We start from the raw sequence: 12,685 nt of genomic DNA, 5'->3' as shown, positions 1-12,685 counted from the left end.
CGCGATTTCGAGCGGCATTGCCGCATCGCTGCCGCCTTTGTCCGCATGGCCATGATCCGCATCATGCTGCGGCGCCTCGCCGCAACGCCCTCAATGTGAATCCAAACTTCCCGGATGGGCTCTTAGGTGCCGGCGACCTCGGCGAGCCCGAGCCAATTGCCCTCCCCCGCTGATTGGCTGCGATGCGACCATCGGTTTGCTGCAAGAATAAGATGCTGAGGCAATCGCTTTGCGGAATTTCGGAAACGCGGGCCAAAAATACAATCTAAATTCAATAGCTTAAGCTTGAGGGTAAAATCAGCCCACCCTCAAGGTTCGGAGACTCTCCGCTCTCTCCGGCCGAAATTCGGCGCTGGTTGCGCCGGCTAACCATCAAGGTTCGCGCGCGAACCCCGGCCAAACCTGCGCGACAGCGCGGTGCCCTGACCAGGAGAGACAGGTTGTGAGAGAGAAGAATGGAGCAGCAAAGGGAACCGAGAACGCAACTCTCTCTGGGCGGCTAAGCCATAAGACCCGGTTCCCGCGGTGGCAGATGAGATCTGAGCACCCAGCAAACGGTTACCCGATTCGCCAAGCATGGCCGCTGGCGGCGCCGCAGCCGTCAAACAGCATAGGTGGCCGAGATACTGAGCTCGCCTTCACTGACCAACGAGCAGATCTCTTTGAGGGACGCCTTCAGTGAACCAGTCATCTTAAATCTCTGTTGGATGGTCAGGCCGTTCACGCGGAAGTCGCGGCCGCCGATCGATAGCTGGTCCTGGAACTGACGGAGAAGCTGTGACGTGAGACCACGGGCGTAGCCGGCCAAGCGCTCTGCGACTTCGTCGACGACGCGCTGCGCACCGGAAACTAAGGCTTGTCGCAGCTCGCCGATCTCTCCCTCGAAACGCTTGATCAGCGCACCAGCGGCCTCGCTACCGCCCTCCCATGCTGCCTCGATCGCGCCCAACGCGGTGTCCCATAAGCGCTGAACCCAATGGCCTTCCTGCTCATGGAGTGGTGAGTTCAGCGTTCCAGGTTGAAGTCGGGCAACGTCGATTGCGGCCTCGGCAGCGTCCACCCCGGCTTGATGCAGCACGGCCCGAGTGCCGAGGACTAGAACGCTCATGACGACTCTCTCCCGCCAAGGGGCCGTACATCCCAGCCTATGTCATTCTGCCACGAAAACACATCGAACCCGCGTAACGCAAGCCGCGGAGCGTTGGTGTCCAGCCATGGGTCGGAGATCGGCATCCGCGCAGAACGGAAGAGCGCTGCGACAGTCTCAGCGCGATCCGCTGGGGGCACAAGTTCGTTGAAGCCTCGTGTTTCGATCGAGGCATCCAATCCGACCGCCGCGAGCAGCGCGCACCCAGCTCGCTTCTGACGAGAGGCTCGAACGGAGTCGTCCAAAATGGATGTCGCAAGCCCGCGTACATGGAACGCCCAGGGCTCGAAAGGCGACCCAGACTGCGCCCAACCGCTGCTAGCATCGAACCATCCCAGCGCCTGCCTCGCCAGGAGCGCTCCGCGGCCGACCGCATCTAAGCCGTAGCGATCGTCCGGCCACAAACGCTGCCGCAGTTGATTGGCAAAGTTCTGCCGTGCCTCGGGCTTCTCAGCCAATTCAGTCGGAAGCATGCCCGCTGGCCCCTCAACGTGCACCCAGTCGCCGTAACGCAGCAGCAGAACTGGCCACATGCTGTCGACGAACCGCTGACTAAGATCAACGACACGCACCACCTCCATCGTCGGTGTTCGCCGCGCTTCGAAAGCCTTCGCCAATCGGCGCGCAACATCTGCAGGCAACGGGATTGAGATGCCATTGACGCTCGCGCCGGATCCGTCAGCATTCATTTCCGCAGTGCGGATGGTAAGCGTAAGGCGGGCGATACTCGCGGAAGGGTCGGAATCGAGCAGCAGAAAAAATCTCGCGTCGGCGCGTCCAATCGGGAGTAGCTGCCCGTGACCCAGCCAGGCTGTTGCCATTTGCACCGTGTTCTCGATCGTCCGCGCATACTGTGTATCCTCGTCTGCTTTTTCGAGGTCTGGCATCGCCGCCTCTGCCAATTCGCGAGCAGGAGTTCCTGGAGGGCCGTGACGAGCGAGGTCGACTGACCCGCGCGACCCTCTCAATGCCTCGATGACTCGTTGGCGGAGGCGCTGCAGTGCGATTTCTTCGCCTTGCTCTGGCGTCACGCTTTGCGGCCTGCCGCCACTCCATAAGAAACGCGGGCCCGCCTCATTGGGTGCCGATGGGCCCTGCAAGATCAGGGCGAGGGATTCAGCCGGCAGAGACGCCATCGCAGCTGCCCACTGGCTCATCGACGACTCGGCCTCCTGCGCGAAGCGCGCGCTGTGGAGCGATAAGTCAGGGATCGCCTCCTCTACCGCATACCGGGTCAAGTAAAGCAGGGCTCCGAACGCCTTGGCACCATCCAACGGCTGACCCATCGTCCGGCGCCAGCACGCCACAACAGCACGCACGGCAAGGTAGCCGGCAAAATAGGGAACGTCGCGCTGGCCCAGCAGGTGGCGAAGCCTCGACGGCGCGGCCGTTTGCATTGCTTCGCTAACGTGCGTCTCGAAGTCGGTCGCAAGTTCGTTTAACTTGGCCTCTCGCGCCGCGTCGTTAGAACTCTCCGGATGTCGATAGTCCACGAGGGCGCGCAGCGCTTCCGCCACCGGGTGGATTCCAATTGGATCAAGTGCCGGGTCGGCGGCGGTTTCGCCAAACACCGCGAGCCCCTCAAACCATGGCGTCCAAGAATCCTGAAGCGCTTGCGACTTCAACAGCAGTTCAAGCGAGAGTTCCACTAGCGGCAAGTTTCGTGGCTCCGCTGCATCGAGCGGCGGCAACGCCGAGCCAACCCGAATCAGTTCATCAACCTCCGCCATGTCACGCGCGGCAGCCGACCATCGTGCAGCCTGCCTGATCAGCAATGCGGCACGCAGTGCGGTCAGGGTTCCACCAATACCACCGAGTAGGGTCATGACATGCGTGATCTCGTGCGCTAGATCTAAAAGATTCCCGCGCGCATGCTTCTCGCGCAAGAATGAGTGGTTGTGCGGGACGGCCTGGAGATAGCCTGGATGAGCGAGCGTCCAGTCCACCCAGTCAGCCGTGGGGTTGCGGCGTGTAGCAGACGGCAACAGGGCGAGCCGCTGCCTATAGACCTCGATATCGCAGGTCATGGGCCCAAGTTGGCCCAAGACGTACTCCGGCATTCGCTCGCGAGGGGCAACCTCGACCCGACGCGGCCAGGGATAGCCGCGCTGCTGCGCCTCTACCTCGGCTTTCGCCTGCGGATTTAGATGGGGCATCATGAGATCGCCAAGAATGCGCAAGCCGGCATTGGCAGGTTCCCGGAGACCTGTAGCCAAGCGATCGCCGAATATCTCGCGGAACGGCATGTCGGAGGCAAGTATCCACTCCACAGCAAGGTCGGTGGCGTCGAAGGCGGCCAGCCGCCGGCCGGGATCCACCGCGGCAAGTTGTGCAAGGCAGAGGGCGGCCTCGGTGGCACAAGCGGCCGCTTGATGTGCCTTGCCTGCCGCTTGCCCCAGCGCCAACCCGCGTTGGGCCAAACCAAGACGCTCGGTCGGATCATCCGAGGCGAGTTCAAGCGCGATCGCGACAAGATCGTATGCGAGATCAGACCGGCCCTGTGCCTCGGTTGGAGCTACCATGTGTGAGATGCATCGAGCCGCCGCAGCGTCCGATGTTGCGTCAGCTTCGGAAAGCAGCGCGAAAGCGGCAAGTGCGGCACCGACCAAATGGAGATCGCTGGAGGAATTGGGAACTGCGGCGACAAAAGTCGCTGCCCAAAGGCCCGCTGTCGGTTGGGGGCCCGCTCTGCCGACCGCCCGAGCTATGATCGCCCAAGCGCCGGCAGACAAAGATGAAATGCGCCGCCGCCGTGCCTCTGATGATTGAGCTAGGAGGTCTTCGACCGCGGCTATGTCTTCTTGGCTCGCCACGATGCTGCTGACAGCATCCGCCACGCGCAACCAGGCTTCGCGACGAAGATCATCGCTTGTCATGCCCGGCTCTTCATCATCGATCATGACAAGAAGCTCGCGACGTACTCGACACCCGAGACGCATCGACTGCTGTTGATGCTCTGGTGGCTCCGGTGCCCGCCGGCCAACCGCACGGCCATCTGATTTCCGACGCACACTGGTCGTAGCCAAGCTTGGAGTATGGGAAGCAGGTGTGGCGGCGTATCACGGCTGTTCTCCTCGAGACCGGAGCGGAATTGCCTCATTTTGTCGGGCAACTGAATAATCGTACTGGACGATGCTCTGGAAAAGCGATTATTGCTACAACTTCGAAATAAGATCTTTTCAGACGCTGGCGTCGTGGCCCGGGGGAACCGACATGGCTGTTATTGTCATCGATCCGGGGCACGGCGGATCGGCCACCATTCAAGGGGACTCCACCTGGAATAACGCTGTCGGGCCACAAGGCACGCTAGAAAAGAACCTGACCCTGGATATCGGGCTCAAGGTTAAAGCCCTGCTTGCGGCGGCCGGACATGACGCGACGGCAACGCGTACGACGGACGTGAACCTGCGATTACGCGATCGCGCCAAGGTGGCCAAGACCCGCAAGGCGGACGCCTTCGTCTCGATCCACTTCAACGGCTCGACAAACCATGATGCACAGGGCACCGAGACGCTGGTCGGGCTGAATCACACATCCAGGTCGGCGCGGCTCAGCCTCGCCGTGCAGGATGCCTTGCTGCCGGTGACAGGCCTGCGGGACAGGAACAAGAGCTTCGATGCCGCCACGCGGATCAAGCCACAGGCCCTCGGCGTCCTGAAGCTCGCCGATCATGATCCTGAAACTGCGGCCTGCCTCGCGGAAATCAGCTTCCTCGACCGCGCGGACGAGGAGGAGCGTCTGCGCGACGAGCGTTACCGCGACGCCATCGCCAAGGCGATCGCTGACGGCGTGACCGCCTATCTTGCCACCGCAACGCGGTCACGGGGCAAGGCCGCGAGCTTTGGCGATGCCATCGAGAGCGAGGCGGGGACCACGAGCAGCGCGCGCATCGAGCAGTTTCTCAGCCTGGATTCGGTCGCCACCGTGCGTGCCCGCGGCGCTGTTCCAGGCGAAGCCGGAGAACGCAGCGCGCCACCGCGCAATCCATTTCCCCGAGCCTTTGTACGTGGTGCCCGCGGCCGTTTCGCGATCGCGCCTGCCGCGCTAGGCTGGACGGAAAAGGATGATTTCGTCGCCTTCATCGGCGAACTCGGGCTGACTCACTTCCATCCGGACGAGTTTCTGGAACTGGGTGCCAGCAACAATGCGGGCACCTGCAAGGGTCTCAACGCCTTTCCCCCGCGCGAGCTCTGGCCGCGGATCGCCAATACGGCATTGATGCTGGACCGGATCCGGGCCGAGATGGGGGCGAGCATCCGCATCACGAGCTGTTACCGGAGTCCCGCCTACAACGCCTGCGTCAAGGGCGAGCCGAACAGCCTGCATTCCCAGTTCAACGCCATCGACTTCACCTGCCTGGCCGGAACGCCCGAGATCTGGCGCCGCATCGCCGCGCGCCTCCGGTCCGAGGACCCGCGCTTCACCGGCGGGATCGGCGTGTATCCGAAGCAGAACTTCGTCCATATCGACACGCGCGGCAGCGTCGCCGACTGGTCGGGCCCCTGATGCCCAAGCCTCCGGCCGACCGCTCCACGGTCGCACACGATCCCCCGAAAAGGCAGAAGGCCAAGGCGTCGCCGCACCTGCGGGCGCAGGGTGTCACGGGCCAAGGCGTCGTTGCGGCCAGCACCGCCATCCTGCGCGCTGCACCGGGTGGCGCGATGATCGCCCGGCTGCCGCGCGGGACGCCGATTGCGGTGAAGGCAGGCAAAGGCGACTGGGTCGAGGTGGCTGCGAATGGCATGGAAGGCGTCCTCTCGCGGCGCCGCTTCCGCCTGGGGCACGCGCCGGCCGCGCGTCGCGCGAGCAGGGGGACACCCTCCGGCGCGCCCGCCATGCCGCCTGACGCCGGGCCAGGCGACATAAAGGTGGTGGGCAGCAAGGTGCTTGGACCGAACGGCATCGTCTTCGGAAAAATCCACAAGCTCGGGCTCGTCAACTACGGCAGGACCGGACTCGATACCTTCTTCGACGAGGATCCAGACGCCTTTCCTGACCTTTCCCCGAGCGTTCAGCGGGTGATGCGTGCGGTCTCCGCCAATGAGGGGAAGATCGAGGCCATCAACACCTGGGACAATTCGATCCTCTCCTGCAGCATCTACCAATGGACAGTCGCGGCCGGCACGGGCGCGGGCGAACTGCCCTATGCGCTGTCCGTCCTCAAGGAGCGGGCGCCGGCGGCTTTCGCGACATACTTCGGCAGCCTCGGGCTCGATGTTGCCGTGTCCAAGCCCAAGCCATTTGCAGTCGGCCGTGGCCACTTCATTCTCCATGGCAGGACGCTCGACACGGAAGCACTGAAGGCCCCGCTGCGCGGCCACCTGTGGGCGTACCGGTTCTGGCGCGCCGCCCATGACGCCGCGGTACGGCGCGCCTATGTCAGGGTCGCGATCGACCGCATTCCGGTCTTCTACGGACCGGCAGTCGCGGCCCTCGACGGCCGGACGATCGGGGATTTCATGAGCTCCGAGGAGGCCGTCGCCCATCTTCTCGACCAGCATGTGAACCGTCCCGGTCACGTGCCACAGACGATCGCGGCGGCCATCACGGCGGTCATCGCCGCCACGGGCAAATCGGATCCCGCCGGCTGGTCCGATGCTGAGGAGCGCGCGACGCTCGCGCACTATCTGGAACTGCGCCGCGGAACCAGCATGACCGATTCGGATGGCCGCGCGCAGCGCATCAAGGACGTGGTGCGATCCGGGCGACTTTCGGACCGTCGCGGCAGCTTCCACTGGCGGACCGAGCCGTGATCGAGGCTTGCGCCGCCGATCCGCCGACCTGCCGCATCATCCCCGATGTGGCCGATCTCCGCGACCTCATCTACCGGCCATCGCTCGGCCTGCTGCCGGCGAGGTTCCTGTGCGCGGCCGTCGATCCGGAAAGCGGCGTCCCCAGGATCCTGAAGATCCGCCATCAGGGGAGCAAGCCGAGCTGTATCGGCGAGGCACTGGCCGCCCTCATCGACATCCAGCGGATCGAGACACTCCACAAGCTCCGCACCACGTCGGAGGCCGCGCGGACGGTCCTGCCCGCCAGCGGCCCGATGCTGCATGCCATGGCCCTGGAGATCGAAGGCAGCGCAGCGGAGGGGGGCAGAGGCGAGATCTATAGCCTGCGATCGGGGCTGAAGGGTTTCTACAACACGGGTGTCTGTACGGAGGAACTCTGGAGAACCACGGCCCTGTCGCATGACCGGGCGCAATTCGACGTGGCGACAGTGGCGGCGATGCGCGAGGCACGGAACGTGACGCTCGGGGCGTATTACCGCGTGCGCTCCTTCATCAACGACTACCATGCGGCCCTGGTCGAGGCAGGCGCGCTGTACGTCTCCGCCGAGCTGCACGACGGATGGGACAAGCCGGCAGGCGGCGTGATCAGACGGTGCACGACAAGCCGGGTGATCGAGGGCGGCCACGCCCTCGTCATCGTGGGCTATGAACGGGACGGCTTCCTCGTCCTCAACTCCTGGGGCGAGGAATGGGGCGGATACGCCTTCGCCGGCCGCGCCGGGCTCCCCGGCATCGCGCTCTGGACATACGAGGACTGGGCCAGCTGCGTCCTCGACGCCTGGGCGCTGCGCCTTGCGGTGCCGACGCCGGATTCATTCCGCCACACCGTGGACCAGCAGGGTGCTGCCGCCTTCGGCGCCGGCCAGCCCGCACTGGGCGCGCCCTCGGTCCGCCGCCAGGTGGTGCTCGGCCGCTACATCCACCTGGATGACGGGCGCCATGTCCACACCGGATCCTATCCGAGTTCGCGGCAAAGCCTGACGACCACGCTCGAGCATCTCGGGACGGAGGGAGAGGCGGGCGGCGCCGGCAAGTATGACGACATCCGCCTGACACTGCATGGCGACACGAGTGCCACCGACGACGTCATGGCACGCGCGGCGCGCAGCATTCCGGACGACAAGCGCGAGCGCATCCACGGCATCTCGCTGGTCTGGGCCAACGCGCTGTTGCGTGGGGCCTCGACAGCGCTGGCGCCCCTGTTCAACGAGGCGCTCCTGATCGCCAAGGGCAACCGGCGGGACGCCGACAAGCGCATCGAGCTGTCGGTGAGGCCGGTCGGACGCGCCCTGTGGCGCGACGTGAAGCGGGCGGCGCAGATCGCCGGCAAGCCAGGGGGTGACGCGGCGGATGCACTCGCCGGGATCGCGGCGCTGTGCGCGGCGCAATCCAAGCGCCTCCACATCGTGACGGAAGGAACCGGCTCCCTGCTGCTCGCGGAGCTGTTGCGGACCGAATCCGCGCGGCGCGCCGAGAACGACGTCCTGGCCACGGTCCTCGCGAGCCTGACGCTGGTCGCGCCGCTGAACACGCAACGGGACTTCGACGAGACGATCGGCCCCTTCCTCGAACACTGGGCCAGGACGCGCGGGCTGCGTGCCGCGATCCTCAAGCCGGATCGCCATTTCGACGAGCGACTATGCGTCGGCGCCTACAGCGGGTCGTGGACCGACCTGGTGCGGAAGGCCCTGGAGGAAGGTCCCACCGAGATCGTCGGAGCACCGGGATTCAAGGACGCGCTGAAAGGGTGCCCGCAGATCGTCCTGCTTCCGCCGCCCGCCCGGCGGAGCGGCGATCTCGGTTCCCTGGACATCCTGGAGCACTGTGCCGCGTCGGAGCATGTGCGCGACGCGATCAAGCAGGCACGCCGATAGTATCCGCAATCCCGGAGGACTCGCTCATGACCAAGAAGATCAAGGCGGACGAACTCATCCGGCGGCTCTACGCCCCGGGCGCGAAGATCGAGGAGTTCGCACAGTACTTCAAGATCGTGCCGGACGAGTCGGCCGCGTTCCAGCTGAAGGTGGTCTACGACACGGCGCTGATCGACATGGGCGGCACCGCCGAGGCGCGGCAGCGTGCGGCGGTCGCCCTGCCGGGGTTCAATGCCCTCGTGCGGATCATGCGGCGCGGGCAGTTCGAACTGAAGATGATCGGCGGCTATGATGGGCCGGTCCTGGTGGCCGAGGGCGATTCCTGGTTCACCTACCCGAAGCTCGATGTGATCGGGGCGCTGAACGACCGGTATGCGATCTCGCATCTCGCCGCGGCGGGCGACACGCTGACGCAGATGCTGGAGCAGGACGAATACCTCGAGGAGACGCAACGTGTCGGCGCGCGCATCCTGCTGCTCTCGGGCGGCGGCAATGACGCGCTGGGCGGCGGCAACCTCAAGGTGCATCTGCGGTCGTTCGATGCGGGCCTGTCGCCGGCGCAGCATGTCAAGTCCTCCTTCAACGCGCTGGTGGACGGCGCGGTGAAGCAGTTCGACCAGATCTTCAGGCGCATCGCGCGCGAGGCGCCGGGCGTCACGGCGATCTGCCACGGCTATGACTACGCCATTCCTGCCAAGGGCAAGTGGCTGGGCAACCCGATGCTGGAGCTGGGGATCGCCGCCCCGGCGTTCCAGCGCGCGATCGTGAAGGAGCTCATCGACCGCTTCACGCTGGCGATAGGCCGGCTTGCCGCGCGCTATCCCCATGTCGTCTTCCTCGACAACCGCGACACCGTCGCGGACGATGAGTGGACGGACGAGCTTCATCCCAACCCTGCCGGGTTCAAGAAGGTCGCCGCGAAATTCGACGCCGCCATCAAGACGGCCGCGAGCCGCTCCCGCAGCGTGACGATGGCGCCTTCCGCCAAGCGCGGCCGCGGCAAGGCGGCCGAGGAATCGGCCGCCGCGCCCGAGCCGCGCAGGGGCCTCAAGGTGCCGACCCGGGTCAACCGGGGCTATTCGCTGCATATCGGGCTGAACGTCGTGGATCCGGGGCATTACGGTGGGCCGCAGACGCTCTATGGCTGTCACAACGATGCAAAGGCGATGGCCTCGATCGCCACGGAAAGCGGCTATGACGTCATGGGCGTGCTGCTCGACCACGCGGGAACCGTGAAGGCCGTGCAGACGGCCATCCGAAAGGCGGCCAAGGAGCTGTCCGCCGGTGACATCTTCCTGATCACCTATGCCGGCCACGGCTCGAGCGTCCCGGACTACAGCGGCGACGAGCTGGACGATGGCAGGGACGAGACCTGGTGCCTGTTCGACCGCGAGCTTCTCGATGACGAGCTCTATGCCGAGTGGCTGGGGTTCCGCGAAGGCGTCCGCGTCCTTGTCGTGTCGGACAGTTGCCACAGCGGCTCCGTCATCCGCGCGACGGCGGCGGGGCTGGTGACCATCGACGCGACGGCGAGCCTCGACGCCGGCCCACGCGCTCGGACATTGCCCGATGACGTGCGGCGGCAGGTGAATGTGACTCACCAGGCGCTCTACCGCAGCATCGCCCGGGGCCTCGCCGCCAGCGCGGGCCAGGCCGGCGGCCTCGCCCCGCGAAGCGACCGGCAGGCCGCCAATCCGCTGGGATGCAGCGTCAGGCTGCTGTCGGGCTGCATGGACAACCAGACCTCGGGTGACGGCGATATCAACGGGCTCTTCACGAGCCGGCTCTTGCAGGTTCTGGAGCAAGGTTTCCGCGGCGACTATGCGGCCTTCCACAAAGAGATTGTGAAGCGGATGCCCCGCAGTCAGACCCCGAATCACTGGGTTGTCGGCCGCAAAGACGCAGCGTTCGACGGCCAACAGCCCTTCGAGATCTGAAGGCTGGATAGAGGGAACACGGTCAAGCCCGTTCGCTGAACCGGTGGGACCACCGCGACGTCGCAGCTATGGCTCGGCTCCGGATTATCTCACGCTTCAGGGCAGGCGCCGCTTCGTTGCGTGTACTGACAGCACTGCCGAACCCAGGTCGAAGGTGGCCGGCGAGATGTTCCTGGCCATGACGCGCACGGTATTGTTGGACCACGCTGCGGCATCAAGCTCGATGAAGCGCGTCGAGGAAGCCAGCGCCCCGTGGGCGAGATCCCCCTGCCGTGCGCCGGTGACGGTGACGTCGAGCAGGCTGGTCGCCCCTGGCGCCAGCGACGGCAGGTCCCACGCCACCTCCGCGGCGAACTCCCGCTGCCCCACCGGCAGGGCGGGCGTGCCGCAGAGCAGCGCCGGTGCCGCCTCGGGCAACCCGTAGAGCCGCAGCGCCTCGACCTCGATCTGCCCGTCGAAGCCGACGATGCCGATCTGCGCGAAGGCTACCCCTGCCCCCAGCCGCACTGTCATGCGCTTGTTGAGCGAGGCGTCGGCCATTGCCGCCCCGCCGGTCCAAGCCTTGGACGGAACATTCCACAGCAGCGTGGTGATCGAGGCCAGCGCGTCCCCCGCGACATTCTCCCGCGCATTCATCGCCGCATCGAAGCAGCGCACGAAGATCCGTCCCCCGTCGGCGCCGCCGACGAGCGAATGGACCAGGGCGAACTCCTTCGCCTGGCTGCACTCCACCACGAAGGCCAGCCCCCGCTGTGCCTCAAGCAGCAGCCCGCGCGCGGTGGGCGTGATGTCGTCCAGCCCGTTGAAGGACAGCCCGGCCAGCGTCGTGGCGCTGGTGGTCGAGGTCGCGACCACCGCCAGCCCCTCGACGCCGATCTCGGTGGCGCTGTGCCGGAAGGCCGCGGCCCGGACATTGGGCACAGCCCCCAGCAGCCGCAGATGTCGCGAGGCGGGCGCGCGATGGCGGTTGAGCACCGTGTTGCCGCAGCGGGTGGCGGTTGCGGTGTAGTCGATGCCGACCTGGTAGGTGTTGGACCAGGCGACCTCGTACTCGTAATCCTGCGCCGCGGCGGTGTGCCGGGCGACGATCGGCGAGCAGGCCTCCATCCGCAGCGCGCGGCCGATGATTGCCGAGCCGCTGGTCTCGTTGAGGAAGGGGATCGCCACATTGGGGTCGAGCTGGCGCAGCTCGAAATTCGGCGCGTCGAAGACGTGCCGGTTGTGGTTGGAATAGGCGCCATCCGCCTTGGACAGCCGGATCCCGAAGCGATCCAGGCCGGGATTGATCCCGGTCGCGATCGCGAAGTGCCCGCCATAGTAGCGGATCGAGGTGTTCCAGGCGGTCGCGGTGGCGCAGTGGATATCGAGGCCGATGCGGTTGTTGAGGATGCGGCCAAGATGGAAGGTGCTGTCCTCGACGCCGCGGCCGTCGCCCAGCGTCCGCATGCCGATGGTGAAGCCCGCGACCAAGCGCAGCTCGACCACCGAGGCGTCAATGTTGCGCACCAAGATGCCGATGTCGGCCTCGTCGAGCCAGTCGGACTGGATCTGCCGGATGACCTGCAGCCCGGCATAGTGCTTCTCGCCATTGCGGGTGGTGCCGCCGTCGCCGAGGGTCAGGACGGTCGCCGGGGCAGCGCCGGTGTAGCGGATGACGCCGTGCATGATCAGGCCGCGGGCGCCGCCGCCCAGGGTGACACCGGCGGAGACGTTCCAGGTGCCGGGCGGGATGACCGCGAACTTCTGGTCCGCCGCCGCGCGATCGAAGGCCGCCTGGATGGCGCTGCGATCATCGGCGACGCCGTCGCCGAGGCCGCCGAAGTCGGAGGGCAGCACAGTCTCGCGGTCGCGCAGGTACTTGGCGAGGTCGGTCTTGCTGACCGCGGTGTCGAGCACCAGCAGGTCGTCGATGCGGGCAGGCATGGGAGATGACCC

Annotated in this window: 7 protein-coding genes; 4 read left to right on the top strand and 3 right to left on the bottom strand. The window is 65.8% G+C overall.

Annotation, left to right across the window (positions count from 1 at the left end):
- Nucleotides 1-601: 601 nt before the first annotated feature.
- Nucleotides 602-1,108 carry a hypothetical protein gene (locus tag AAFN86_RS27010; RefSeq protein WP_347546725.1) on the bottom strand — a complete coding sequence of 169 codons (507 nt, stop codon included), beginning with the start codon at nucleotides 1,106-1,108 and terminating at the stop codon, nucleotides 602-604.
- Complete coding sequence (locus tag AAFN86_RS27005; RefSeq protein WP_347546724.1) at nucleotides 1,105-4,047, bottom strand: hypothetical protein; 2,943 nt, start codon at nucleotides 4,045-4,047, stop codon at nucleotides 1,105-1,107. Before AAFN86_RS27005 ends, AAFN86_RS27010 begins: the two co-directional genes overlap by 4 nt.
- Before the next feature lie 232 nt (nucleotides 4,048-4,279).
- On the opposite strand from AAFN86_RS27005, the gene AAFN86_RS27000 reads away from it, so the two are divergent.
- The 4 genes from AAFN86_RS27000 to AAFN86_RS26985 are packed head-to-tail and all read left to right on the top strand — an operon-like array spanning nucleotide 4,280 to nucleotide 10,750.
- On the top strand, nucleotides 4,280-5,653 hold the full coding sequence (locus AAFN86_RS27000) for an N-acetylmuramoyl-L-alanine amidase (RefSeq protein ID WP_347546723.1): 1,374 nt from the start codon (nucleotides 4,280-4,282) through the stop codon (nucleotides 5,651-5,653).
- On the top strand, nucleotides 5,653-6,900 hold the full coding sequence (locus tag AAFN86_RS26995; RefSeq protein WP_347546722.1) for a hypothetical protein: 1,248 nt from the start codon (nucleotides 5,653-5,655) through the stop codon (nucleotides 6,898-6,900). Before AAFN86_RS27000 ends, AAFN86_RS26995 begins: the two co-directional genes overlap by 1 nt.
- A complete protein-coding gene (locus AAFN86_RS26990; protein ID WP_347546721.1) occupies nucleotides 6,897-8,813 on the top strand; it encodes a C1 family peptidase in 1,917 nt (638 codons plus the stop codon). Before AAFN86_RS26995 ends, AAFN86_RS26990 begins: the two co-directional genes overlap by 4 nt.
- Before the next feature lie 26 nt (nucleotides 8,814-8,839).
- Nucleotides 8,840-10,750 (top strand): caspase family protein, encoded by a 1,911-nt coding sequence (locus AAFN86_RS26985; RefSeq protein ID WP_347546720.1) that lies wholly within the window; start codon nucleotides 8,840-8,842, stop codon nucleotides 10,748-10,750.
- 96 nt (nucleotides 10,751-10,846) lie between these two features.
- Here AAFN86_RS26985 and AAFN86_RS26980 read toward each other — a convergent pair whose 3' ends face one another.
- A complete protein-coding gene (locus tag AAFN86_RS26980) occupies nucleotides 10,847-12,673 on the bottom strand; it encodes a hypothetical protein (protein ID WP_347546719.1) in 1,827 nt (608 codons plus the stop codon).
- Nucleotides 12,674-12,685: the final 12 nt, after the last annotated feature.

The organism is Roseomonas sp. CAU 1739 (genome assembly GCF_039839775.1).
Lineage (GTDB): Bacteria > Pseudomonadota > Alphaproteobacteria > Acetobacterales > Acetobacteraceae > Neoroseomonas.
This window is presented reverse-complemented; position numbering and strand designations above follow the sequence as displayed.